This is a genomic window from Limosilactobacillus reuteri subsp. reuteri (assembly GCF_000016825.1).
Taxonomy (GTDB): domain Bacteria; phylum Bacillota; class Bacilli; order Lactobacillales; family Lactobacillaceae; genus Limosilactobacillus; species Limosilactobacillus reuteri.
The window spans coordinates 338,376-362,119 of record NC_009513.1; the positions used below are offsets into that span (position 1 = coordinate 338,376).

Below are 23,744 nucleotides of genomic sequence, written 5' to 3' on the forward strand. Positions count from 1 at the left end.
GAGACCTTTTTGTTTTAACTAATTTGTCCAGCTGCAATCCCTTGGAAGTATTTCTTAACATGAGTACAGAAATAATAAAGACCATAAATTGCAAGAATGCTAAGACCAACTAATGAGATCACTAATAAAGCGGTGAACCATTTTGCTTGCTTAAAGTAGAGGGTAACAGTATTTTTTCCTTTACGTTGCTGAATGTATGGAGCACCAACTGAGGATCGCTGATAGTGGCGAAGTAGGTGGCCATTAACCGTTAATTGTGATTCGTGATACGTAATAATTGGCAACCGAACTTTTCCCGCTTTTCCTGCTTCCCATGATAGTTGCAATCCTCCATGCGGCAAGACAGTATGAGTATATTTATGGGCTTCATTAATGATTTGCCCTTCGTAAGCGTAAGAACGAACATATTTTTGATTCATGTACTTCTTAGGAATTGGCAAATAGTCAGGACTTCTCTTTTCGACCATTGTTAACAATTGACCAGGGTAAAGGTCGTGGACAGAATGTCGCAGGGCGGTCTTATTTTCACTTACGCGGGTAATCGCGCTAAAGCTATTAAGGACAATTTCTGAGTCATAGCGGGCTGCGCGTTTATAAACATCAATTGTCGTAGGAGTAAAGACCAGAAAAACCATTAACAAGAGGATACCGGTGATTAATTGATTTCGTAAATCAATTTCTTGCGCTTTTTTATCAAGAGTTGTCGCACTGATCCCAACTCCTGCGAGTAAGAGGGGAAAGGCAATAATTGTCAACCGGTTAGGAAACTGCAAAGTGTGTCCAAGTGCGGGAATCACATCTTGGAAAAAGGACCAAGGAGTAAGGGGAGAACTAAGCAGGAGGACCAAAGAACCAAGTAACGTCAGGACTGTATTAGTAAGCGATTTTTTGAAGGTGAATAATACGTAGATGAGTTGAAGGATAAAGAGAATCCACATTGCGTAGATTAGATAATCGCGCGTACTGCTAAACATTGAAGGCAATAGCACATTATCGGCGAGACTGAAATCGGCAGGATTGGCAATATTATTATGGAGGTTAAGCATTAATAAGGCTCCCCAGACATTGGCTGTTAAAATAACGGTTCCGCCGACTGCCTTCAGCGTTTCGATCCACATTTTCTTACGATTAGTCGTTATAATTAACCCAATAATAAAAAACGGTGTTAGGGTAATCACGAAAAATAAAGAACTTAGCATGTGGATCTGAATGATGATCGTCATCAGGGTCATCAATTGTAGCCAGTTGACTGGTCGTTGGTGATCCTGAATCATGCGTACGCCGCAAATTACCATATAAGGAGCCAGAGCAGCTCCCCAGGCATTCATATTCTGTGCTAATTCCCATCGTGGAAGCCACCCAATGTTCATATAGATTAGGGCACAGATAATTGCAAATGTCCTTTTACTATGAACACGGATGCCAAGTCGATACATACCGATTCCACCTAATAGATAGACGATAAAGGTAGTAACGATCTGATATTGATACCAAGTTCCTACTACGCCAAGAATAGCTCCATTTAAATATGCAAAGAGGGGGCCATAAACGGCATTGATGATGCGACCACTTTGTTGAAAACTATAATTACTTTGAAAATAGCTAAAATTAAGCTGTTGAATTTGCTTAGCTGCATCGTAAAAACGATTAAAGTGAAAAATGGAGTCCGTCCCTAAAATAACTCCATGTGATACAAACTGAGGGAACATGATTAAATAGGCCATTGCAGCGATGGCACAATATGGTAGCACCCAATTAATTAGATTAGCAATTTTAGATTTCATAAAATTGAGAATTAAACAAAATCAGTTTAATTTCTCCTTTCCTCAAATACTTACCTTAATAATTATACGGCAGAAAAGTCGACTGTAAAATAACCTTCTGCAGCTAGTTTAATTGTTAAGCACTAGTAAAATGCGCTATTATAAGATAGTGGCAAAGGGGAGTGAAAAAATGGCAGAATTAGTAATTGTACGTCATGGGCAAAGTCAAGCTAACCGTGATAATATTTTTACTGGCTGGACTGATGTTCCGTTGACTCCTAAAGGAATTGAACAAGGTGAATTAGTCGGCAAGGAATTGCTAAGACTAGGTATCCAATTTAGTGATGCGTATACGTCCTACATGGAACGGGCAATCATGACAACTAATATTATCCTAGAAGAAATTAATCAGTTATATATTCCGGTTCATAAAACGTGGCGACTAAACGAACGTCATTATGGAGCATTGAGTGGTCGGAACAAAGATGAAGTGAAGAAAGAGATTGGTGCAGAACAGCTTCATAAATGGCGGCGTGGTTTTAAAGATTTACCACCACAATTAAAAGAGCGTCAGCATGATCGCCGCTATGATCGCTTAGGAGTTAAGATTCCGCTTAGTGAGAGTTTAGAAATGACGCTCCAACGACTCCTCCCATATTGGCAAGACCATATTGCGCCTCGTTTAATTGACGGACACAATCAGTTAATTGTTGCCCATGGTAGTTCTTTGCGGGCACTAATTAAATATTTAGATGGTATTTCAGATGACGATATTGATAAAGTGGAAGTTCCAAATGGCAAGCCAATTTTATATCGCTTTGATGATCATCTTAATGTCATTAAAAAGACTTTTATAACAATGGATGGTGAAATTGATGACAATACACGAATTAGCAAATAACCCAACGTTAAGCGGCCAAGTACGCTTGATTGAAAATATTGTTTATGGTGCGATGGATGGTGAGGCATTACATATGTCGATCTTAGCACCGTGGACGCAACGTTTCCCGAAACAATATCAAACTGAACCTCGACCATTGATTGTCTTTGTTCAAGGAAGCTCGTGGCGAACACCAAAAATGGGAGAAGAAATTCCACAACTGGTTCAATTTGTTCGGGCCGGTTATATTGTAGCGACTGTTCAACACCGTAGTTCAATTGATAGCCACCCATTTCCTGCCTTTTTGCAAGATGTTAAGACTGCCATTCGTTTCTTACGGGCCAATGCGCAAAAATATGCAATTGATCCGCAACAGGTTGCAATTTGGGGGACTTCCTCTGGAGCCAATGCGGCAATGCTAGTCGGCTTAACGGGTGATGATCCGCGCTATAAAGTTGACCTTTATCAAGACGAATCGGATGCAGTAGATGCTGTGGTTAGTTGTTTTGCCCCAATGGACGTGGAGAAGACGTTTGAGTATGATGCTAATGTTCCAGGAAATAAGTTACTGCAATATTGCTTATTAGGGCCTGATGTATCAAAGTGGCCAGAAATTGAAAAGCAAATGAGTCCCTTATATCAAGTCAAAGATGGGCAAAACTACCCACCATTCTTATTGTTCCACGGAGATGCTGATAAAGTTGTTCCATATGAACAGATGGAAAAAATGTATATGCGGTTGAAGGATAATGGAAATTCTGTTGAAGCGTACCGGGTTAAGGGTGCGAACCATGAACGAGATTTCTGGAGTCCAACAATTTATAATATTGTGCAGAAGTTTCTTGGCGATCAATTTAAATAAATTTTAGGAATTGTATTGACAACTTATTTTTTATAAGTTATGATTTTGACATACTAAGTTAGGAGGAACACGTCATGTTTAACAAACAATTAATTAACGCTACTGTTTGTTGTTGTGGATCGCGTCTTATGCGACCCACAGTTTGGCGTGCTTACTTTTAGTTGAGTAACTGCTAACGTAATCGGGAATAAATGCATAAGGCGCAAATTCAAGTGAGAAGTTCTTGAGTTTGCGCCTTTTTTGTATTCTAAAGGAGATAGATATTATGAAATTCAACACACAATTAATTCATGGCGGTAATAGTGAGGATCCAACCACTGGTGCTGTCTCAACACCGATTTACCGTTCATCAACATTCCATCAACACGTTCTTGGCGGTGAACCTAAATGGGAATATTCTCGAACAGGAAATCCAACACGTGCATCTCTTGAAAAATTAATCGCAGAGCTTGAACATGGGACAGCCGGCTTTGCATTTGCTTCCGGATCTGCTGCTATTCATGCTACTTTTTCTTTATTCTCTCAAGGCGATCATTTTGTAGTTGGTAGTGATGTATACGGGGGAACATTCCGGTTAATCAATAAGGTATTAAAACGCTTTGGCCTTGAATTTACTGTTGTTGACATGCAAGACCTTGAAGCAGTCGAAAATGCAATTCAAGATAATACCGTTGCAGTTTATTTTGAAACACCAACTAATCCGCTCTTGCAAATCGCTGATATTAAAGCAATTGCTGATATCGCAAAAAAGCATGGAATAAAGACAATTGTTGATAATACCTTTGCTACTCCTTATAACCAACAACCGTTAACTCTTGGGGCAGATATTGTTGTTCACTCCGCAACAAAATATTTAGGCGGCCATAGTGATGTTGTTGCCGGATTAGCAGTTACTAACGATGATGAAATTGCTGAACAATTAGCATTCCTGCAAAACTCAATCGGTAGTACGCTTGGTCCTGATGATAGTTGGCTACTACAACGAGGGATGAAAACTCTCGGTGCCCGGATGCGCGTTCACCAAGAAAATGCGAATGAAGTTATTAACTTCCTCCAAAATGATGACCATATTGGGAAAATTTATTATCCAGGCTTAAAAGATTTTCCTGGTCATGAGGTTGCGGCTAAGCAAATGCGTAACTTTGGAGCAATGATCTCCTTTGAACTTAAGGATGGTTTAGATGCGAAGAAGTTTGTTGAAAGTCTACAATTGATTGATCTTGCCGAAAGCTTAGGGGGAATTGAAAGTTTGATTGAAGTTCCAGCTGTCATGACCCATGGATCTATTCCCCGGGAAATAAGACTAGAGAACGGAATTAAAGATGAGTTAATTCGTCTTTCAGTGGGAATCGAGGACCCTGAAGATATTATTGCTGACTTGCAACAAGCACTTAAAAAATTAGACTAATTATAGAAGAAGGGAAACTGTGACTTATGTGGGAAATTATCAAGACATCTTTACCACAACTCTTAGCAGCGGGATTTAAATATACGATTCCGTTAGCGATTATTTCATTTTTCTTTGGACTGATTATTGCACTAGTAACAGCTTTAATTCGTCTTTCTCGTCAACGTGGTGCATTCATGATTCTTAAATGGATTGCTAGTTTTTATGTCTGGCTTTTTCGGTCAACACCGCTGCTGGTTCAATTATTTATTGTATTCTTTGGACTGCCATATCTGAGAATTAAGGGAGTCCTGCCACATGGAATAAAATTAGAACCATTTACAGCCGGCATTATTACATTTTCACTTAATACCGGTGCTTATGCTTCAGAAACAATTCGGGCAGCGATCAGTTCAGTTCCAACTGGGCAATGGGAAGCGGGCGCAGCAATCGGAATGACGCGGTTGCAAATCTTGTGGCGAATTATTTTACCGCAAGCCTTAAGAGTAGCTTTACCGCCTTTATCAAACAGTTTTATAAGTTTGGTAAAGGACACGTCATTAGCTGCTTCAATTACAATTATGGAAATGTTTGCCGTCAGTCAACAGATTGCGGCCGAAAACTATCAACCATTACTGATGTATACTTTAGTAGCAATGGTCTACGCGGTCTTTACGACAGTTTTATCTTATTTCCAAGGGTATCTTGAGCGGGTAGTAGACCGTCAAGTAAATGCAAATAATAGGTGAGAAAAATGAAATTAACAAATATTAATAAAAGTTTTGGTAATAAAAATGTCTTGAAAAATACCACGTTAGAGTTTCCTGCAGGTAAAACAACAGTAATGGTTGGTCCATCTGGATCTGGTAAATCAACAATTCTCCGCTCACTTAACTTATTGGTAATGCCAGAGAGCGGCCAGTACGATTTTGATGATCATCATTTGGATTTTAGTCAAAAAGTAAGTAATAAAGATAAGTTGGCAATTCGTCAAGAAACAGGGATGGTTTTCCAAGACTACAATCTTTTTCCTAATAAAACTGTCCTTGGTAACATTATTGAAGGACCAACACAGGTTTTGAAACAGACGAAAAAGGAAGCAATTGCAAACGCGCATAATTTACTTGCTAAAGTGGGCTTAGCAGATTATGGAGAAGCCTATCCGAATGAATTATCTGGCGGACAGGCACAGCGGGTGGCGATTGCCCGAGCATTAGCAATGTCACCAAAGTATATCCTACTTGATGAACCGACTTCTGCCCTTGATCCAGAATTAGAGCTTAGTGTGTTGAAGGTTCTGTTGCAATTAGCTGAAGAAAAACAATCAATGGTAATTGTTACTCATAATATGGTCTTTGCGAAACATGTTGCGGATAAGATTATTTTTGTCGAGAACGGTGAAATTTTATATGATGGTACTCCAGACGAGTTTTTTGCTCCAGATAATCCAAATAAACGAATTAAGAACTTTATCGCCTCAATGACAATGGAAAATTTAAAATAAAGGAAGTTTAGAATAATGAAATTTTGGAAGAAAGCACTATTAACAATTGCAGCCTTAACAGTCGGCACCTCCGCAGGAATTACAAGCGTTTCTGCCGCTTCATCAGCTGTTAATTCAGAATTAGTTCATAAGGGAGAATTGACAATTGGTCTTGAGGGAACGTACTCTCCGTACTCTTATCGTAAAAATAACAAATTAACTGGCTTTGAAGTAGATCTTGGTAAAGCAGTTGCTAAAAAGATGGGCTTAAAAGCTAACTTTGTACCAACTAAATGGGATTCGCTAATTGCCGGTCTTGGTTCAGGCAAGTTTGATGTAGTAATGAACAACATTACACAGACACCTGAACGGGCCAAGCAATATAATTTCTCTACCCCATATATCAAGTCCCGGTTTGCATTAATTGTTCCTACTGATAGTAACATCAAAAGCTTGAAGGATATTAAAGGCAAGAAGATTATTGCTGGTACGGGAACTAATAATGCGAATGTGGTTAAAAAATATAAGGGTAACCTTACACCAAATGGCGATTTTGCTAGTTCCTTAGATATGATCAAGCAAGGTCGGGCTGCCGGGACAGTTAACTCCCGTGAAGCTTGGTACGCTTACAGCAAGAAGAACAGTACTAAGGGTCTCAAGATGATTGATGTTTCTAGTGAACAAGATCCAGCTAAGATTTCAGCACTTTTTAACAAGAAAGATACTGCTATTCAATCTTCCTACAACAAGGCACTGAAGGAACTTCAACAAGATGGAACAGTCAAGAAGCTATCTGAAAAGTACTTCGGTGCAGATATTACTGAATAATTAAAAAAGATCTCCAACGTCTGTGTGTTACAGTGTTAGAGATCTTTTTTGAAAGCTATAAATAAAATATATTTATCACAGCTTTTTCACAAATTAATGTTAAATTATTATGCTAAAGTTCCCATTGGATCCCAAGGCTTAAGAACGACGGGGGTCTTAGCGTAATCACGTTTAAGATCTTCGCTAAGGTACTTCTTATTAATAACGACTTGGTAGCAGTACTTGTCCATCCAATCATCACTCATAACAAAGTAACCTTTATGGCCGACCTTGTTACCCCATGAGTTTTCGACTTTCCACTTGGTTGGCTTACCATTAACAAGGTCAACACCAGTGATAACCATTGCGTGATCCATCATGCTTTCACCATAATCAAGTGCTTCAGCTTTAGTCATTTCAAGGTCAACGTCAAATAGCTTGTCGTAGTCATAGGTGTTAAGGGCCATAATCCCAAGTTTAGTTTCTGAATATTTAATAACATCTGAACCAAACCAAACACTTTCGCCATTCTTTAATTGTTCAATCGCGAGTTGCTTGAATTCATCCATTGGCAGGTTTAAGTGCTTGATTTCGCGGCCACCAACGACATTACCAAGCATGTCGATGGTGTAAGTTTGGTGGTACTTCTTATCAGCAGTCGGTGCTTGGATAATTGAGATATAGTCATCGAGGTTCCAGCCAACATACTTCTTAAAGAATTCTTGAGGAGTAAGGTTAGTATCGCGGTGGAATTCGTTGTCCTTCTTTGTCCGATATTCGAAATCAAAGTGGCTAACCGGTTCACCAAACGTGTAAGCAAGCATCCGGTAATTTTCATTCAACATCTTCCGGCGTGTTTCATCGATCGCTTCTTCATTTGCATGATCTTCGTTAATCATTTTCCGCAAAATAACGGCATCGTGACGAAGCTTGTTGTTTAAGACTTCATCAATTCCCCGTGAGTTAGAAGAGTTAAATGATTCGGGCATTGCGGCTTTTGGCATAACCCCATACTTGCTGATAAGGGCGCAAAGCATATCCCATTGGCCACCATCGTTTTGTGGTTCGTTCATTAACCATGAAACTTTTCGGCTGTCGGTAGGCTTTTTAGCCGTCTTAATTACGTTTTGGTAGAAGTAATTGGATTTTTCAAACTTATCCCAGAAGAACTGGTAGGCTTGGGAAAGTTCAAAATTATCAGGTAAGTTAAATTTTTGCTGCATATCATGACGCATTGTGTTTAGTGCCGCAAACATCCAACAACGACCGGATTGCTTTTGATCAGCAACATCCCCCGTTTTAAGGTCAATGGAGAAATGAGGAGTATTATCAGCAATTGAATGCCAATTGAAGCTTGCATTCCGTACCCCATTTTTTGTAACAGTATTTTCTAAGACACTGCTGTTAGGGTGATGACGGTAGTTTTTATGAAAACTAGCGATATCTTCTTTGTTAATTGAAAAGTTCATTTGCAATATCTCCTTTGAATAGATTGAATTAACGGGCGTGTAATACCTTTGGACCTTCTGGAGTACCAACAATTACGTCGTTAACTCGATTTAAGAATAAACCAGTTTCAACAATTCCAACCATGTGGATCAATTCGTCGGCTAAGGCCTTAGGATCATCAATTTCGCCAAGGTGAAGGTCAATGATATAGTTATTTTCATCGGTACGGAACTTTTTATCTCCATCCATCCGCCAAGTTGGCTTGTAACCTTTCTTTTCAAGACGGTCAAAGACATGTTGAGAACCGAATGGAATTACTTCAACAGGAAGAGGGAAAGCGCCAAGTTTGTGGACGAGTTTGCTTTCATCGACAATCCACATTACTTTATTTGAGGCATTGGCAACGATCTTTTCCCAAAGGAGGGCGCCACCGCCACCTTTGATACCTTGGAAGTCATCACTGATTTCATCGGCCCCGTCAATAGTTAAATCGATGTGGTCAACGTCATCAATATCTTTAATTGTAATTCCGAGGTCGCGTGCTTGCTTAGCAGTTCGGTTTGAAGTTGTTACACCGATAATGTCTTTGATTTTACCTTCTTGGACTTGCTTACCAAGTTCATCAACCATATATTTAACAGTTGATCCAGTTCCGAGACCGACAATCATTCCAGATTTAATGTACTTAACTGATTCCTTACCTGTTTGTTCTTTTAATGCATTTTGATCCATTAATATTCCTCCTAATTAAAGCGATCTGCAACTGGCAATAGTTGCTGATATTCTGGATGTAGTTTGAATTGCGCTACCGCATATGGGCACATGAGCTTGACAGTGTATTGTTCTTTTGTTGCATAATCCACAAATTGACGCACTAGTTCAGCTGCAATTCCTTGTCCACGGTAAGTTGGTTGCACAAAAACTCGTTCAACGACAACGTGATCATTTGTATCAGGAACTTTTGGAAAACTGATCTCGCCAACTAAGGGTTCTTGATCGTCAAAAGCAATGATACGCTGACTATCAACTCGATATTGCATATAAACACATCCTTTCATAATAATTTTCGATAAACTGCTTTTAAAAGTCAAGTTATCAAAGCGATACCATTAACTTATTATCTAGCATATAATAGTATACTGGAATTATTAAGAATAAAACACTATGAGGTGAACGTAATGAAACGTGGATTTAAGATTGTTTCTAGTAAGAAAGACCAAGATATACATTTACCCCAACGCCAAACAACGCGGGCAGCCGGATATGATTTTGAGGCATCAGAAGATTTTGTTCTGCCATCAATTTGGAAAGGCAATTTCTTAAAGGCGCTTTGGCAAATTCATCAACAAAAAAAGCTGACTGATGAAGAGTTTAAGGCTGCTGATTCCTGCTTAAAGCCATACTTAGTCCCAACTGGCATCAAAGCCTACATGCAACCTGATGAATTTCTCTTATTAGCTAACCGGTCAAGTGGTCCTTTTAAACGCCGCCTGATTTTACCAAATGGAATCGGCATTGTGGATGCAGACTATTATGATAATGATAGTAATGAAGGTGAAATCTTCTTCCAGCTTATTAACTACGGGTTACGAGATTATCATATAAAAAAGGGAGAACGGATTGGTCAGGGGATTTTTATGCCATATTTAATCGCTGATGGTGAGGAACAACCAACTGCCAAACGGACTGGCGGATTTGGTTCAACAAAAGAATAAATAACTTAGAGAGGAATTAAAGCAATGGCAAAAGTTCGAACACAATATGTTTGCCAAAACTGTGGTTACAACTCACCACGCTACTTAGGCCGGTGTCCAAACTGTGGTGAGTGGAATACTTTAGTAGAAGAACAAGTAGAAGCCAATTCTGCACCAACAAAAAAAGCAACCACCACCTTAACCGGCTTAGTTGCCAAACCACAGAAAATTAATGAGATTGATAGTACAGAGACTCCCCGCGTAAAAACAAAATTGAACGAGTTAAATCGTGTTTTAGGTGGGGGAATCGTTCCAGGATCACTAATTCTAATTGGTGGGGATCCTGGAATCGGGAAATCTACCCTCCTTTTACAAGTTTCTGGACAATTGAGCGATGAGCATCACCGAGTTTTATATGTGTCTGGAGAAGAAAGTGGGACACAAATTAAAATGCGGGCGGAACGGTTGAAGGTTGCTGGAGATGACTTTTATGTGTATCCAGAAACGAATATGGATAGTATTCGGGATACTATTCGTGACCTCAAGCCAGAGTATGTCGTTATTGACTCCGTGCAAACGATGCAGGCAACTGATGTAAGTTCCGCGATTGGGAGTGTATCGCAAATTCGTGAAGTTACCGCCCAGTTAATGCAAATTGCTAAAAGTAATAACATTACGATTTTTGTTGTTGGTCATGTGACAAAGGGTGGTGCAATCGCTGGTCCAAAGATTTTAGAGCACATGGTTGACACGGTTTTGTATTTTGAAGGAGATCTGCACCATACATATCGTATTTTGCGATCAGTGAAAAATCGATTTGGTTCAACCAACGAGCTTGGTATTTTCGAGATGCATACAAATGGGCTGACGGAAGTAAAAAATCCATCAGAAATCTTTTTAGAGGAACGATTACATGATGCAACTGGTTCAGCGGTGGTTGTTTCATTAGAAGGAACGCGACCGATTTTAGTGGAAATTCAGGCGCTGGTAACACCGACCGTTTATGGAAATGCACAGCGAACTGCTACCGGTTTGAGTCGAAACCGAGTATCATTGATAATGGCAGTATTAGAGAAACGTGCTAACCTAATGCTTCAAAATCAAGATGCTTACTTAAAAGCAGCTGGGGGCGTTAAGTTAGATGAGCCAGCGATTGATTTAGCAATTGCGGTAAGTATTGCCTCTAGTTACCGGGATAAAGGTACCCAACCAACTGACGCATTTGTCGGTGAAGTAGGTTTAACTGGGGAAATTCGTCGGGTAAACCGCATTGAACAGCGGGTTGCTGAAGCAGAAAAACTTGGATTTAAACGGATCTTTATTCCTAAAAATAATTTAAAGGGTTGGAAACCGTCAACTAATATTCAAGTAATTGGTGTCTCAACCCTGAAAGAAGCGTTATATTTAGCGTTGGGGTAAAAATAAATAATTGAAAGGATGAAGCAAATGCGGCGTAGAATGATTACTCTCATTTATATTCTAGTTGGCGCGGCAGTGGGATTTTATTATTTGCCATTATTATGGGGGATTTTGAACATCGCCCTTAACCCGGCATTATTAGTATTTATCGACATTATTATTGGTGCACTTATTTTCTGGCTATTATCACTCCCATTGGCTAGCGGCACTGAAAAGTTGATCCAGCGAATCGAAAAAGAACTAACCAAGCGTAGTCCCGTATACCTTTTCTTTGGGACCTTATTAACGATTATTGGCTTAGTTTTAGCAGTTCTTATTTCGATTCCATTGTGGAGAACGAGGATTCCGGTAATTAATAATATTTTGCCGATCCTCTTGATGATTGTCTTTAGTTATTTTGGTTTTCGAATTGGTACGACGCGGTTAGATGATTGGCGCAAAGCATTTACCCATGCCAAAAGTAGTAAAAACGATGGTGGGAATGTAATTGAACGCCAGGATGATAATTACCATCATTATAAAATCTTAGATACGAATATTTTGATTGATGGGCGTATTTATGATTTAGTCAAAACAGGTTTTTTAGAAGGGACATTACTGGTTCCTAACTTTGTTTTATATGAATTGCAATATATCGCTGATTCTGGCGAAAGTATTAAGCGTGTTCGTGGACGCCGTGGCCTTGATATTTTAAATAAGTTACGGAATGAGAAAATTGTCCCAATCGAAATGTATGATGGGGACTTTGAAGATATTCCAGAGGTTGATAGTAAATTAATTGCCCTCGCTAAAAAAGTCGATGGGGTAATTGTGACAAATGATTATAACCTTAATAAGGTAATTCAATTCCAAAATGTTCAAGTACTGAATATTAATAACTTGGCGAAATCATTGCGGCCACGAGTTATCCCGGGCGAAACGATGACGGTTGTTGTTGTGAAAAAAGGGACTGAACGACAACAAGGTGTTGCTTACCTTGATGATGGAACGATGGTGGTTGTTGAAGATGGTCGTTACTTCATGGATAAACAAATTGAAGTTGAAGTAACCAGTGCGCTTCAGACAGACGCTGGTCGAATGATCTTTGCCCGTCCGCTCCATTCACAACGAGGAATTGACGAGCATACAGACCATAAAGAAAATCGGAACAATAAAGACAAGAAAAAATAATAAAGAATGGCTGCGAAGAGAGTTTTCTTACTTCCAGCTATTTTTTTAAACAAAAAAGAAGCAGCTCGGGAAAAAGCTGCTTCTTAGGGAGTATTACGATAATCTTGGGGGAGATTTCGTAAAAAAAGAAAATATTTTTTTCGGTTACTATTGGGAGGAGTAATTGAAAAATAATAGGTTTCATTGATGTAGTAAAGTTCATCTTTACTACGCTATATATAATAACAGTAGAATGTGAAGAAAGTATGACCAAATGGTAAATAATTTTTTGGATACAAATTAATATCATCAGAAATGCTATTCTAATACGGAATGTGGTAAGATTAACTGTACAAATTAATTCTTTATTAATGATTTTTAAGGAGCGGATAGACATGCTAACAATTTACAATACGTTAACAAGAAAAAAAGAAGAATTTAAGCCATTGCATCCAGGCGTTGTTAACATGTATGTCTGTGGTCCGACGGTTTATAATTACATTCATATTGGAAATGCGCGCAGTGCGATCGCCTTTGATACAGTCCGGCGTTATCTTGAATTTAAGGGATATAAAGTAAATTACGTTTCAAACTTTACGGACGTTGACGATAAGATGATTAAGGCGGCGGCCGAGCAAGGGATTACCGTTCCACAATTAGCGGAGAAGTATATCAATGCTTTTATGGAAGATACCGCAGCGATTAATATTGAACCAGCTACTCTTCATCCCCGGGCAACAGAAAATATTACGGAGATCATTAAATTCGTGCAAGGATTAATAGAGAAAGGATATGCTTACCCTAAAGATGGGGATGTTTATTATCGGGCACGAAAGTTTAACCACTATGGCCAGCTTTCTGGGCAATCACTTGATGACCTTGAAGTTGGGGCAAGTGAACATGTTAGTGCGGATGAGGTTAATAAGAAGGAAGATCCGCTTGATTTTGCTTTATGGAAAGCAGCTAAGCCCGGCGAAATTAGTTGGGATTCACCATGGGGAAAAGGTCGTCCAGGATGGCATATCGAATGTTCAGTGATGTCTACTAAGTACTTGGGAAAGACAATTGATATTCATGCGGGGGGACAAGACCTTGAATTCCCTCACCATGAAAATGAGATTGCCCAAAGTGAAGCAGAAACGGGCCAAAAATTTGTTCGTTACTGGATGCATAATGGCTTCGTAACAATTGGAAAAGACAACGAGAAGATGAGTAAGTCTCTCCATAATTTCATTACTGTTCATGAAATTATCAAGGAAGTAGATCCTCAGGTTTTACGTTTCTTTATGGCGACTACGCAATATCGGCGTCCAATTCAATATAGCCAGGCAAACCTAACTGATGCGCAAAATAATCTTAATCACATTCAAACAGCCTTTGATAACTTGACTTATCGTGAACAAGATGCCGATGAGGGAGATGTTCAAGAAGTCACTGATCGGCTTGAGCAATTCCATCACCAATTTATTACAGCAATGGATGATGACATCAATGTTCAAAACGGGATTGCCACAGTCTACGAATTAGTTAAATATGCAAATGTTTATGCTCAACAAGATAATGTTAGCTTAGGTGCCATTCAAGCAATCAAAAAAGAGCTTGTTGAATTGATGAGTATTTTTGGCGTTAAGCTTGAAGCAAGTGACAATCAAATCAATGATGAAAAGATTAAGCAATTGATTGAAGAACGAAATATAGCACGGAAGAATAAAGATTTTGCGCGAAGTGATGAAATTCGAGACAATCTTAAAAAACAAGGGATTATTCTTGAAGATACTCCTCAAGGAACGCGTTACAAAAAGGAATAGAAAGGATCCTTATGGTACAAGCAGACTATCGACAACTTAATGGAATTGCTTTGGCTTATTTAGGGGATGCAGCTTATGAGGTTTACATTCGTCAGCATCTTTTAACCAAGGGAATTAGCAAACCAACGAAATTGCAGCATATTGCTACCCACTATGTTTCAGCAAAAGCACAGGCGGCTCTCATTGACCTGATGAAAGAAGACAAGTTATTGTCAGATGAAGAATGGTCGTATTTCAAACGTGGCCGAAATGCTAATAGTCATACCCATGCTAAAAATACATCAGTCATGACTTATCGGATTTCCACCGGATTTGAAGCGGTGATGGGTTACCTTAAATTAGCTGGGAAAGAAGAGCGGTTGGCCGAATTGGCGCAATGGTGTATTAAACAAGTAGAAGCGGGGCGAACAGCGCATGAAAAATGAGAATACAGATTTTATTATTGGTCGGCATCCGGCTGTGATGGCACTAAAATCTGACCAAGAAATTAATAAGGTTTTTATTCAGTCGGGGTTAAAGGCCGATGCTATTTCCCAGATTGTTAAACTAGCAAAGGAACGTCACTTAGTAGTGTCAAATGTTCCTAAGAATAAATTGGACTTGATGACTGACCGGCAAAATCACCAGGGGGTTGTTTTAGCTGTAGCTGCCTACCAATATGCAACTATTGATGACCTCTTTGATAATGCAGCTAAGCATGACGAAGATCCATTTTTCCTTATTCTTGATGAACTAGAGGATCCGCATAATTTGGGTTCAATCATGCGAACAGCTGATGCCGCTGGTGTTCATGGTATTATTATTCCACGCCGGCGAGCAGTAGGATTGACTTCAGTGGTTGCCAAAACATCCACGGGAGCAATTGAACACGTTCCAGTTGCCCGAGTAACAAACCTGGTTCAAACCGCGAAAGAATTGCAGGAACGAGGCGTTTGGCTATTCGGTACTGATATGAAAGGAAAAGATTACCGAACATGGGATGCGCATGGTGCCGTCGCTTTGGTTATCGGCAATGAAGGTAAAGGAATTTCATCCTTGCTAAAGAAAACTTGTGATGAAATGCTGACAATTCCAATGGTTGGGCATGTTCAAAGTTTAAATGCGAGTGTGGCGGCAAGTTTATTGATCTACCAAGGCTTCAACTCTCGTCATCCTTTAAAATAATTTTGATTTTATTGCTTTTAAACCTTGATTCGTGCTAACCTAAGTACTGTGTGGAGGTGATAAGTATGTCCCAGAAAAAAGTAGCATTGGAATGTACAAAGTGCGGTGCGCGTAATTATACGATTACCGCTAACCCTCAACGACAAGAACGATTAGAATTACGTAAGTTCTGTAAACATTGCGGTGAATATACTATTCATCGTGAAAGCAGATAGTGGAGGAAAATATGCACTTAATTCGATTTATTAAGAGTGTTAACCACGAAATGAAGCTAGTTGTATGGCCAACAGCTAAAGAGAATCGTCGTGATACGACTATTGTTGTTTCATTGACTCTGTTCTTCGTACTATTCTTTGCTCTGTTTGATTGGTTAATTCAATTAATGATGAAACTCTTTGTTTAACATTAGTAGTCAAATAGAAATTAGTTTGTTATACTAAGTCTAAGGGAACTTCGTAGCTATTACGAAGTTTTTTATTTTACTGAAAAAAATGATTTGAATTATGATAGGAGGATTCATCGTGGAATCACATGAAAAACGTTGGTATGTGCTCCATACCTACTCTGGTTACGAAAACCGGGTTAAGAGCAACTTGGAATCACGGGCTCAATCAATGGGAATGGAAGACTACATTTTTCGCGTAGTTGTTCCTGAAGAAGAAGTTCGCCAGGTTAAGGACGGTCAAGCAAAAGAAACAATTGAAAAGACATTCCCAGGCTATGTTTTAGTTGAAATGGTAATGACTGATCAGGCTTGGTACATTGCTCGTAATACTCCCGGCGTAACTGGTTTCTTAGGATCTCACGGTGGTGGTTCCAAGCCAACCCCATTGCTTCCTGAAGAAGTTGATCGGATTATGAAACGGATGGGAACTGAAACAACTGTTAGTGACATTGATGTTAAGGAAGGCGATACTGTAAAAGTTATTGCAGGATCCTTTGCAAATATGACTGCCAAGGTTGTAGAAGTTGATCACGAAAAGCAAAAGATTAAGGCGACCGTTGAAATGTTCGGCCGTGAAACTGCTGCTGAATTAGGCTTTGATCAGATCGATACATTTTAGTTAGTTTAATATTTTGAAAATTGTTGAAATAAGTTTAGAATTGTGGTATGTTTTCTAAGTATGCTATTAACATACTGTGGGAGAGGTAAAACTTACTGCCTCATCATGACCACAACACGGACTAAGGAGGTTTTGTCTCGTGGCAAAGAAAGTAGCTAACATTGTCAAGTTGCAAATTCCTGCCGGTGCCGCTACACCAGCTCCACCAGTAGGTCCTGCACTTGGACAAGCAGGTATTAACATTATGGGCTTCACTAAGGAATTCAACGCACGGACTGCAGACCAAAAGGGTATGTTGATCCCAGTTGTAATTACTGTATATGAGGACCGTTCATTCGACTTCATTACTAAGACGCCACCTGCTGCTGTCTTACTAAAGAAGGCCGCTGGTGTTGAACATGGTTCCGGTGAACCTAACACAAACAAGGTTGCTTCAGTAACGAAGGACCAAGTTAAGGAAATCGCTGAAACTAAGATGCAAGATCTAAACGCAGCTGACGTAGAAGCAGCTATGCGCATGATTGAAGGTACTGCTCGTAGCATGGGCTTCACTGTTGAAGACTAATTACTAGCAGTCGGGATGCGCTATGAAAATAGTGCACCCACGTGGGAGGTATAACTCCGTTAGACCACATTTGCAAGGAGGAAAACACAAGATGGCTAAAAAACGTGGTAAGAAGTACCAAGACGCGCTCAAGAAAGTTGACAGCAAGAAAGAATACGCTGTTAAAGACGCTGTCCAATTAGTAAAAGATATTGCCTACGCTAACTTCGACTCTACTATCGAAGTAGCATTTAACTTAAACGTTGATACAAAGCAAGCTGACCAACAATTACGTGGTGCCGTTGTTTTACCAAACGGTACTGGTAAGGATCAAACAGTTATTGTTTTCGCTAATGGTGAAAATGCTAAGGCTGCTCAAGAAGCTGGTGCTGACTTTGTTGGCGACGATGATTTAGTAGAAAAGATTCAAGACGGTTGGCTTGACTTTGATGTTGCAATCGCAACACCAGACATGATGCCTAAGGTAGGTCGTTTAGGACGTGTCCTTGGACCTAAGGGCTTAATGCCAAACCCTAAGACTGGTACTGTTACAATGGACGTAGCTAAGGCTGTTTCTGATGCCAAAGCTGGTCAAGTAACTTACCGGACTGACCGTGATGGTAACGTTGCTGTACCATTCGGTAAGGTTTCATTTGATACTGACAAGTTAGTTGAAAACTTGGCTACTTTAGAAGATATTGTGGCTAAGGCTCGTCCAGCTTCAGTACGTGGAACATACATCAAGCACGCTTCCATTTCTTCAACATTTGGACCAAGTGTTACGCTTGATTTAACTACATTTTAATTTGAATTAATTAAAATTAACAAGACTTTGAGACTTTTTTGCTCAAAGTCTTTTTTTATCTTAATTTTTACTTCACAATAGGGATTCCTTGTGCTATATTATTAACCAATGATAAAACGATTAAAAAATAATTAGAGTTTATCATTTAAGTTTAAAACTAATTAAGGAGTGACGACAATGACACAATTTAAATATTCAAAGCGTGTTCCAGCAGATGGTACGGATGCGGTTGGTGCAATTTTACAAGCAGCGGCGGATCCTAAGATTATTTCATTTGCTGGGGGATTGCCGGCACCCGAATTGTTTCCTGTTAAAGAAATGAAAGCAGCTGTTGATAAGGTTTTTGAAGAACACGGTCAAGAAGCGATGCAGTACGGAGCGGCGAAGGGAGTCACAGCTTTACGTGAAGTTATCCAACAACATGTAAAGGAAAAAGAAAATGTGGATTCCGAATTAGACAATGTTTTAGTAACAACGGGATCAGAACAAGCCTTAGATTTAGTGGGCAAGGCTTTTGTTGACCCGGGTGATACTGTATTAGTTGAACAACCAACGTACCTGTGTGCTTTAGATGTTTTTCGTTCTTACGGTGCTAATTTTGCTAGTGTTGAGATGGATGAAGATGGGATGAAGATGGATGCTTTAGAAGAAGCACTAAAGGCTAATCCAAATACTAAGCTCATCTATACTGTGCCAAACTTCCAAAATCCAACTGGACGAACAATGACTGAAGAACGACGAAAGCAGTTAGCTGAATTAGCAGAAAAATACGATGTATATGTACTAGAAGATAATCCATATGGTGAAATTCGTTTTGCTGGCCAACATGTACCAGCAGTTAAGTCATTTGATAAATCAGGCCATGTCTTTTACATGAGTACATTTTCAAAGACGTTAGCCCCAGGATTTCGTTTAGGATGGTTGGTTGCTGATAAAGCTGTAGTTAATAAATTAACGGTTCTTAAGCAATCAGCTGACCTCCATACAGATAACTTAGCTCAATTCGCGGTTGCCCAATTCTTTGCTGATAACGATGTGGATGCTCACGTTAAAGAAATTAGTGCTTTATACGGCAAACGTAAAGATTTGATGCTTGAGGGAATTAAAAAATATTTCCCAGAAGGAGTTAAATATACGGATCCTGAAGGTGGCATGTTCTTGTGGGTAGAAGTTCCTGGTGTTGATGATACAGTAGAGTTATTTAAGGAATGTCTTGAACATGATGTAGCCTTTGTTCCAGGTGATCCGTTCTTTGCTGGTGAAGTTCAACCTGGTGCTTTCCGTTTGAACTATTCAAATATGAAAGAAGACCAGATTGAAGTTGGTTTGAAACGTTTAGGAGCGGCTTTAACAGCTGCAGTTAATAAGTAATTATTTCAGCCATTAATAAATACAATCCTAATAAAATTAAATGATGATGGGAGTAAGACAGAAGAACTCCCGTAAGCAATAATAGGCCTCCAACGTTCGGTTTTACCGGGCGCTGGAGGCCTATTATAATGCGCTGTTGACGTAACCTGTATCTGTTCCTGTTTTTTATTTTCTGAAATCCACTGCGTTAATAAACTCCCTCTGTACTTTGAGTTAATTGTGATTATAATTATATTAATTGCGGAAAAGTTTTAAATATTCGGGTTTCTGGCTATCTAATTGGGATAGTAATAAGCATTATCAAAAATTTTTAAGGGAAAAGGAGTTTTTGATAATGTCAATGATAGATTTCAATAATACAGAAATGGCAGTAGCCGTTATCTTTACTTTAATAATAATGTTTGTAATATCCTTTGCAGTTAGTTTTTTATTTTGGCTGATTTATCACCAAAATATGAAAAAGGGATAATTCTCGATGCTAATCATAATTTTTACGCTTATTTGGGGGATCGCGCTGTTTATATTTTTGGTTTATTCATTGATTAGTCTGCTATTTCGGATGATTTCGTATCCTCGGGACTTTTATCACTTTGCAGGAAACCAGCAACCAGCTAAAATTGATCGTAATTTACAATATTATGTTATTGTTCCCTGTTTTAATGAAGCAGCAGTTATTCAACGAACAATCAAATGTTTGTTGCGATTTAAGCAATTTGAAATAGTGGTAGTAGACGATGCTAGTAGTGACGATTCAGTTAGTCAGATTAAGCAGATTACTAACTCACGGGTCCACCTTTTGCGACGGTATCTTCCTAATGCTCATACAGGCAAGGGGGATGTCTTGAATTTTGCCCTAGATTATATTTGTCAGATCACTATCCGTCAGCGAGTTCCCTTTGAAAAGGTTATTATTGGCGTAGTGGATGCGGATGCTCAATTAGCTGATAATGCTCTGCAGCGATTAAATGCCTATTTTTCCTCGCCAAGGACGAATGTTACTCAGATGCGAGTTAAAATGTATCCACATTTTAAAAATTGGCTGCAGATTTTACAAGATATTGAGTTTTTTAGTATTAATCATATGGCTCAGATCATGCGAATGTATACTAAAACAGTTGGTTTAAGTGGGAATGGCCAGTTCTTCCGGCTTGCACCAATTATTGATAAAATTGGCGCACATCCATGGGGCAATGCGCTCTTAGATGATTACGAACTAACGATAAAAATGATGCTGAAAAAATTGCATGTTGATTATATGACAGATACATATGTTTATCAGGAAGCGTTAACGTCCCCTAAAAGATTTGTTCGACAACGAAGCCGGTGGGTGCAAGGCGATTTAAATTGTCTTAAGTATCTTCCACAAATTATTAAAAGCCGAGTTTTAAGCAGGACAGAGAAACTTGGCATATATTATTTCCTGCTTCAACCATGGCTCAATTTTCTGGCGGATGTTGCAATTATTATTTTAACGACGATTACCCTTACTCACTGGCATAATCTTTATGGTCACTTGACTCTTATGACTTTTTCATTAGTGATGGCTGGCTTGGTAGTCTTTTCGTTATTTTGGGGAATAATATTTGGGATATTTTACTATCGGGACTTAGCCCACTACCATGAACCACCTTTAAAAAAGCATCAATTAGCCTTATTACCGCTTGGAATTTCCTATATGTATGTTATCTTATTTTTTAGTATTATAATGGCTTATTGGCGGTGGAGTTTTCGCCAAAATTCGTGGATAAAAACGGAACATGGAAAAATGTTTCTTAAGTAGCGGGGAGATATGATGAGAAAGATTAAAGTAATGACGGTATTTGGAACTCGTCCAGAGGGAATCAAAATGGGCCCAGTAGTCAAGGCCTTGGAGAAAGATGATCGCTTTTCATCAGTAGTTGTTTCGACCGGTCAGCATGCTGAAATGCTTCAACAGGTTTTAGCTGTTTTTCAGATAACCCCTGATTATGATTTGAAAATAATGCGTCCTGGACAAACACTAACGGAAATTACAATTGAAACGATGACAAAGCTTGAACCGATTATTCAAAAAGAGCAACCAGATATTGTGCTAGTTCATGGCGATACTAGTTCAGCCTACGCATCAGCTTTGGTTGCCTTTTATAATCGGGTTGCTATTGGTCATGTCGAAGCTGGTTTGCGAACATGGAATAAATATTCGCCTTATCCAGAAGAGATGAACCGGCAAATGATTGATGATCTTGCTGATTTATATTTTGCTCCCACCCAAACAAGTGCTAACAATCTCAAAATGGGAAATCATCAGCATGGGATTATAGTGACGGGAAATACTGCCATCGATGCTTTGCGGTATACAATTGACCATTCGTATCATCACCAAGTATTAGACGAAATTGATCCCGACAAGAAGGTTATTTTACTTACCATGCATCGGCGAGAAAATTGGGGTAAACCGATGGAAGAAACCTTTAAGGCGATTCAAGAGATTGTGGATCAACGGAATGATATTGACGTTATTTATCCGGTTCATCTGAATCCTAAAGTTCAAGCGATTGCTAATAAAATTTTTGGAAACGATAATCATTTTCATTTGATTTCCCCATTAGATGTTGTTGATTTTCATAATATTATGAGTAAGTCTTTACTTGTGATGAGTGATTCGGGTGGGGTTCAAGAGGAAGCACCAGCACTTCATAAACCAGTTTTAGTTTTGCGTGATACTACAGAGCGGCCGGAAGGAGTAACTGCTGGAACTCTTAAGTTAATCGGTACGCAATTTAATAACGTAACGAAAGAGTTATCGTCACTATTAAATAGTCCTGAAGAATATAATAAGATGAGTGAGGCACAGAATCCTTATGGGGATGGGCATGCAAGTGAACGAATTTTAGATGCTATTGCTAGATGGGTAGCAACTCAAAAAGAATTATAAAAAGTCCCTTTACAGAACTTCAGAGAATATGTTAAACTGTAACAGTTGATTAAATATGACTCTGCCTAAGACTCAGGTGGCGAAAGCCTTAATCGAATGCCTGCCGAGGAAGAAATGAAAGTTCCTTCTCTATGTCTGCGGTCATAGGGATTTTTTTATAAATCCGATCAAAAAAACATTGCAGGAGGTGAAAATTCATGAGTGAAGCAGCTATTGCTAAGAAAGCTGAAATTGTTAAGCAAACTACTGATATGCTTAATGCAGCTCAAAGTGCTATCGTTGTAGATTACCGTGGTTTAACTGTTGCGGAAGTTACTGACTTACGTAAGCAACTTCGTGATGCTGGTATCCAAATGTCAGTTATCAAGAACAAGATTCTTGATCGTGCTGTTGAAGGTACTGACTACGAAGATCTTCGTTCTACTTTTGTTGGACCAACTGCTGTTGCCTTCTCTGACGAAGACCCAATTGCTCCAGCTAAGATCTTGAAGAAGTTCGCTGATGACCACGACGCTCTTGAAATCAAGGGTGGTTTCATCGAAAAGAGTGTTAAGACTCTTGACGAAATCAACGAATACGCAAATATGCCAGGTCGCGAAGAACTGTTGTCAATGCTTGCATCTGCATTGCAAGATCCAATGCGGAAGATTGCTCGCGCAGTCAAGGCTATTGCCGACAAGGAAGACGAAGCCGCATAATTGCCGTATATCAATACAATATAAAATTAAAATTAATTACCTAAATATTGGAGGAAATAAACATGGCTTTTGATAAGGATGCTATCATTGCTTCATTAAAGGAAGCATCAATCTCTGACCTTAACGACTTAGTTAAGGCTATCGAAGAAGAATTCGACGTTTCTGCTGCTGCTCCAGTTGCAGTTGCAGGTGCTGCTGGTGGCGACGCTGCTGCTAAGGACAGCTTCACTGTAGAATTAACTGAACCAGGTTCAGCTAAGGTTAAGGTTATTAAGGCTGTTAAGGACATTACTGGTCTTGGTCTTAAGGACGCTAAGGACCTTGTTGATGGTGCTCCATCAGCTATCAAGGAAGACGTTAAGGAAGACGAAGCTAACGACATCAAGGAAAAGCTTGAAGCCGCTGGTGCTACTGTTACCCTTAAGTAGTCTTAAGTTATTAAATAAAAAAGAGTTACGAGAAGCAATTTTTCGTAACTCTTTT

Annotated in this window: 27 protein-coding genes and 1 other annotated feature; of the genes, 23 read left to right on the forward strand and 4 right to left on the reverse strand. The window is 39.2% G+C overall.

Features of this window, described 5'->3' with window-relative positions:
• Positions 1-14: 14 nt before the first annotated feature.
• Positions 15-1,784 carry a putative glycosyltransferase family protein gene (locus tag LREU_RS01525; RefSeq protein ID WP_003667316.1) on the reverse strand — a complete coding sequence of 590 codons (1,770 nt, stop codon included), beginning with the start codon at positions 1,782-1,784 and terminating at the stop codon, positions 15-17.
• Between the two features lie 130 nt (positions 1,785-1,914).
• Here LREU_RS01525 and LREU_RS01530 point away from each other — a divergent pair, with 130 nt between their 5' ends.
• The 6 genes from LREU_RS01530 to LREU_RS01555 all read left to right on the forward strand — a co-directional run bounded on the left by LREU_RS01530 (position 1,915) and on the right by LREU_RS01555 (position 7,203).
• Positions 1,915-2,664 carry a 2,3-bisphosphoglycerate-dependent phosphoglycerate mutase gene (locus LREU_RS01530; protein ID WP_003667318.1) on the forward strand — a complete coding sequence of 250 codons (750 nt, stop codon included), beginning with the start codon at positions 1,915-1,917 and terminating at the stop codon, positions 2,662-2,664.
• Entirely contained in the window at positions 2,639-3,505 is an 867-nt protein-coding gene (locus LREU_RS01535; protein WP_003667320.1) for an alpha/beta hydrolase, read from the forward strand. Before LREU_RS01530 ends, LREU_RS01535 begins: the two co-directional genes overlap by 26 nt.
• Positions 3,506-3,770: 265 nt before the next feature.
• Positions 3,771-4,913, forward strand: coding sequence for a trans-sulfuration enzyme family protein (locus LREU_RS01540; RefSeq protein WP_003667321.1), 1,143 nt, complete (start codon positions 3,771-3,773; stop codon positions 4,911-4,913).
• A gap of 26 nt (positions 4,914-4,939) precedes the next feature.
• Complete coding sequence (locus LREU_RS01545) at positions 4,940-5,641, forward strand: amino acid ABC transporter permease (RefSeq protein WP_003667322.1); 702 nt, start codon at positions 4,940-4,942, stop codon at positions 5,639-5,641.
• Between the two features lie 5 nt (positions 5,642-5,646).
• Positions 5,647-6,396 (forward strand): amino acid ABC transporter ATP-binding protein, encoded by a 750-nt coding sequence (locus tag LREU_RS01550; protein WP_003667324.1) that lies wholly within the window; start codon positions 5,647-5,649, stop codon positions 6,394-6,396.
• A 15-nt stretch (positions 6,397-6,411) separates the two neighbouring features.
• Positions 6,412-7,203 (forward strand): transporter substrate-binding domain-containing protein, encoded by a 792-nt coding sequence (locus tag LREU_RS01555; protein ID WP_003667327.1) that lies wholly within the window; start codon positions 6,412-6,414, stop codon positions 7,201-7,203.
• A 107-nt stretch (positions 7,204-7,310) separates the two neighbouring features.
• On the opposite strand, the gene LREU_RS01560 is transcribed toward LREU_RS01555, so the two are convergent.
• From LREU_RS01560 to LREU_RS01570, 3 genes are read right to left on the reverse strand one after another with little or no spacing between them, the layout of a single operon-like run.
• On the reverse strand, positions 7,311-8,651 hold the full coding sequence (locus tag LREU_RS01560; RefSeq protein WP_003667329.1) for a C1 family peptidase: 1,341 nt from the start codon (positions 8,649-8,651) through the stop codon (positions 7,311-7,313).
• A gap of 28 nt (positions 8,652-8,679) precedes the next feature.
• Positions 8,680-9,363, reverse strand: a complete 684-nt coding sequence (rpiA, locus tag LREU_RS01565) for a ribose-5-phosphate isomerase RpiA (protein WP_003666281.1) — start codon at positions 9,361-9,363, stop codon at positions 8,680-8,682.
• Between the two features lie 11 nt (positions 9,364-9,374).
• On the reverse strand, positions 9,375-9,671 hold the full coding sequence (locus tag LREU_RS01570) for a GNAT family N-acetyltransferase (protein WP_011953394.1): 297 nt from the start codon (positions 9,669-9,671) through the stop codon (positions 9,375-9,377).
• Between the two features lie 138 nt (positions 9,672-9,809).
• Here LREU_RS01570 and LREU_RS01575 point away from each other — a divergent pair, with 138 nt between their 5' ends.
• From LREU_RS01575 to rplL, 17 genes are all read left to right on the forward strand, one after another.
• Positions 9,810-10,346, forward strand: coding sequence for a dCTP deaminase/dUTPase family protein (locus LREU_RS01575; RefSeq protein WP_003667334.1), 537 nt, complete (start codon positions 9,810-9,812; stop codon positions 10,344-10,346).
• Between the two features lie 24 nt (positions 10,347-10,370).
• A complete protein-coding gene (radA, locus tag LREU_RS01580) occupies positions 10,371-11,744 on the forward strand; it encodes a DNA repair protein RadA (RefSeq protein WP_003667336.1) in 1,374 nt (457 codons plus the stop codon).
• Between the two features lie 18 nt (positions 11,745-11,762).
• Complete coding sequence (locus LREU_RS01585; protein ID WP_003667337.1) at positions 11,763-12,914, forward strand: PIN/TRAM domain-containing protein; 1,152 nt, start codon at positions 11,763-11,765, stop codon at positions 12,912-12,914.
• 374 nt (positions 12,915-13,288) lie between these two features.
• Positions 13,289-14,701: a cysteine--tRNA ligase gene (cysS, locus tag LREU_RS01590; protein WP_003673191.1), complete on the forward strand. Its 1,413-nt coding sequence runs from the start codon at positions 13,289-13,291 to the stop codon at positions 14,699-14,701.
• Positions 14,702-14,712: 11 nt separating this feature from the next.
• Complete coding sequence (locus LREU_RS01595) at positions 14,713-15,126, forward strand: Mini-ribonuclease 3 (protein ID WP_003667341.1); 414 nt, start codon at positions 14,713-14,715, stop codon at positions 15,124-15,126.
• Complete coding sequence (gene rlmB, locus LREU_RS01600; protein WP_003667343.1) at positions 15,116-15,865, forward strand: 23S rRNA (guanosine(2251)-2'-O)-methyltransferase RlmB; 750 nt, start codon at positions 15,116-15,118, stop codon at positions 15,863-15,865. Before LREU_RS01595 ends, rlmB begins: the two co-directional genes overlap by 11 nt.
• 65 nt (positions 15,866-15,930) lie before the next feature.
• Positions 15,931-16,080 (forward strand): 50S ribosomal protein L33, encoded by a 150-nt coding sequence (gene rpmG, locus LREU_RS10160; RefSeq protein WP_003666293.1) that lies wholly within the window; start codon positions 15,931-15,933, stop codon positions 16,078-16,080.
• A gap of 11 nt (positions 16,081-16,091) precedes the next feature.
• Positions 16,092-16,268: a preprotein translocase subunit SecE gene (secE, locus tag LREU_RS01605; RefSeq protein WP_003666294.1), complete on the forward strand. Its 177-nt coding sequence runs from the start codon at positions 16,092-16,094 to the stop codon at positions 16,266-16,268.
• A 118-nt stretch (positions 16,269-16,386) separates the two neighbouring features.
• On the forward strand, positions 16,387-16,929 hold the full coding sequence (gene nusG / locus LREU_RS01610; RefSeq protein ID WP_003666296.1) for a transcription termination/antitermination protein NusG: 543 nt from the start codon (positions 16,387-16,389) through the stop codon (positions 16,927-16,929).
• A gap of 139 nt (positions 16,930-17,068) precedes the next feature.
• The gene (rplK, locus tag LREU_RS01615) at positions 17,069-17,494 is read left to right on the forward strand and encodes a 50S ribosomal protein L11 (RefSeq protein WP_003666299.1); all 426 of its coding nucleotides are present in this window, start codon (positions 17,069-17,071) and stop codon (positions 17,492-17,494) included.
• A 91-nt stretch (positions 17,495-17,585) separates the two neighbouring features.
• Entirely contained in the window at positions 17,586-18,278 is a 693-nt protein-coding gene (gene rplA, locus LREU_RS01620; protein ID WP_003666300.1) for a 50S ribosomal protein L1, read from the forward strand.
• Between the two features lie 177 nt (positions 18,279-18,455).
• Positions 18,456-19,649, forward strand: coding sequence for an aminotransferase-like domain-containing protein (locus LREU_RS01625; protein ID WP_003667350.1), 1,194 nt, complete (start codon positions 18,456-18,458; stop codon positions 19,647-19,649).
• 334 nt (positions 19,650-19,983) lie between these two features.
• A complete protein-coding gene (locus LREU_RS10605) occupies positions 19,984-20,118 on the forward strand; it encodes a hypothetical protein (protein ID WP_003675926.1) in 135 nt (44 codons plus the stop codon).
• Positions 20,119-20,124: 6 nt separating this feature from the next.
• Positions 20,125-21,429: a glycosyltransferase gene (locus tag LREU_RS01630; protein WP_003667353.1), complete on the forward strand. Its 1,305-nt coding sequence runs from the start codon at positions 20,125-20,127 to the stop codon at positions 21,427-21,429.
• Positions 21,430-21,441: 12 nt separating this feature from the next.
• Positions 21,442-22,563, forward strand: a complete 1,122-nt coding sequence (gene wecB, locus LREU_RS01635) for a non-hydrolyzing UDP-N-acetylglucosamine 2-epimerase (protein ID WP_003667355.1) — start codon at positions 21,442-21,444, stop codon at positions 22,561-22,563.
• Positions 22,564-22,609: 46 nt separating this feature from the next.
• Positions 22,610-22,728 (forward strand) — a sequence feature (ribosomal protein L10 leader region).
• Between the two features lie 32 nt (positions 22,729-22,760).
• Entirely contained in the window at positions 22,761-23,261 is a 501-nt protein-coding gene (rplJ, locus tag LREU_RS01640) for a 50S ribosomal protein L10 (protein WP_003666309.1), read from the forward strand.
• A 62-nt stretch (positions 23,262-23,323) separates the two neighbouring features.
• A complete protein-coding gene (gene rplL / locus LREU_RS01645) occupies positions 23,324-23,689 on the forward strand; it encodes a 50S ribosomal protein L7/L12 (RefSeq protein ID WP_003666310.1) in 366 nt (121 codons plus the stop codon).
• Positions 23,690-23,744 lie beyond the last annotated feature (55 nt).

What these genes read in the sequence shown, in the direction of transcription:
- LREU_RS01525 (WP_003667316.1), bottom strand. Translation starts at nt 1,784, where the DNA reads ATGAAATCTAAAATTGCTAATCTAATTAATTGGGTGCTACCATATTGT.
- LREU_RS01530 (WP_003667318.1), top strand. Translation starts at nt 1,915, where the DNA reads ATGCGCTATTATAAGATAGTGGCAAAGGGGAGTGAAAAAATGGCAGAA.
- LREU_RS01535 (WP_003667320.1), top strand. Translation starts at nt 2,639, where the DNA reads ATGACAATACACGAATTAGCAAATAACCCAACGTTAAGCGGCCAAGTA.
- LREU_RS01540 (WP_003667321.1), top strand. Translation starts at nt 3,771, where the DNA reads ATGAAATTCAACACACAATTAATTCATGGCGGTAATAGTGAGGATCCA.
- LREU_RS01545 (WP_003667322.1), top strand. Translation starts at nt 4,940, where the DNA reads ATGTGGGAAATTATCAAGACATCTTTACCACAACTCTTAGCAGCGGGA.
- LREU_RS01550 (WP_003667324.1), top strand. Translation starts at nt 5,647, where the DNA reads ATGAAATTAACAAATATTAATAAAAGTTTTGGTAATAAAAATGTCTTG.
- LREU_RS01555 (WP_003667327.1), top strand. Translation starts at nt 6,412, where the DNA reads ATGAAATTTTGGAAGAAAGCACTATTAACAATTGCAGCCTTAACAGTC.
- LREU_RS01560 (WP_003667329.1), bottom strand. Translation starts at nt 8,651, where the DNA reads ATGAACTTTTCAATTAACAAAGAAGATATCGCTAGTTTTCATAAAAAC.
- rpiA (WP_003666281.1), bottom strand. Translation starts at nt 9,363, where the DNA reads ATGGATCAAAATGCATTAAAAGAACAAACAGGTAAGGAATCAGTTAAG.
- LREU_RS01570 (WP_011953394.1), bottom strand. Translation starts at nt 9,671, where the DNA reads ATGCAATATCGAGTTGATAGTCAGCGTATCATTGCTTTTGACGATCAA.
- LREU_RS01575 (WP_003667334.1), top strand. Translation starts at nt 9,810, where the DNA reads ATGAAACGTGGATTTAAGATTGTTTCTAGTAAGAAAGACCAAGATATA.
- radA (WP_003667336.1), top strand. Translation starts at nt 10,371, where the DNA reads ATGGCAAAAGTTCGAACACAATATGTTTGCCAAAACTGTGGTTACAAC.
- LREU_RS01585 (WP_003667337.1), top strand. Translation starts at nt 11,763, where the DNA reads ATGAAGCAAATGCGGCGTAGAATGATTACTCTCATTTATATTCTAGTT.
- cysS (WP_003673191.1), top strand. Translation starts at nt 13,289, where the DNA reads ATGCTAACAATTTACAATACGTTAACAAGAAAAAAAGAAGAATTTAAG.
- LREU_RS01595 (WP_003667341.1), top strand. Translation starts at nt 14,713, where the DNA reads ATGGTACAAGCAGACTATCGACAACTTAATGGAATTGCTTTGGCTTAT.
- rlmB (WP_003667343.1), top strand. Translation starts at nt 15,116, where the DNA reads ATGAAAAATGAGAATACAGATTTTATTATTGGTCGGCATCCGGCTGTG.
- rpmG (WP_003666293.1), top strand. Translation starts at nt 15,931, where the DNA reads ATGTCCCAGAAAAAAGTAGCATTGGAATGTACAAAGTGCGGTGCGCGT.
- secE (WP_003666294.1), top strand. Translation starts at nt 16,092, where the DNA reads ATGCACTTAATTCGATTTATTAAGAGTGTTAACCACGAAATGAAGCTA.
- rplA (WP_003666300.1), top strand. Translation starts at nt 17,586, where the DNA reads ATGGCTAAAAAACGTGGTAAGAAGTACCAAGACGCGCTCAAGAAAGTT.
- LREU_RS01625 (WP_003667350.1), top strand. Translation starts at nt 18,456, where the DNA reads ATGACACAATTTAAATATTCAAAGCGTGTTCCAGCAGATGGTACGGAT.
- LREU_RS10605 (WP_003675926.1), top strand. Translation starts at nt 19,984, where the DNA reads ATGTCAATGATAGATTTCAATAATACAGAAATGGCAGTAGCCGTTATC.
- LREU_RS01630 (WP_003667353.1), top strand. Translation starts at nt 20,125, where the DNA reads ATGCTAATCATAATTTTTACGCTTATTTGGGGGATCGCGCTGTTTATA.
- wecB (WP_003667355.1), top strand. Translation starts at nt 21,442, where the DNA reads ATGAGAAAGATTAAAGTAATGACGGTATTTGGAACTCGTCCAGAGGGA.
- rplJ (WP_003666309.1), top strand. Translation starts at nt 22,761, where the DNA reads ATGAGTGAAGCAGCTATTGCTAAGAAAGCTGAAATTGTTAAGCAAACT.
- rplL (WP_003666310.1), top strand. Translation starts at nt 23,324, where the DNA reads ATGGCTTTTGATAAGGATGCTATCATTGCTTCATTAAAGGAAGCATCA.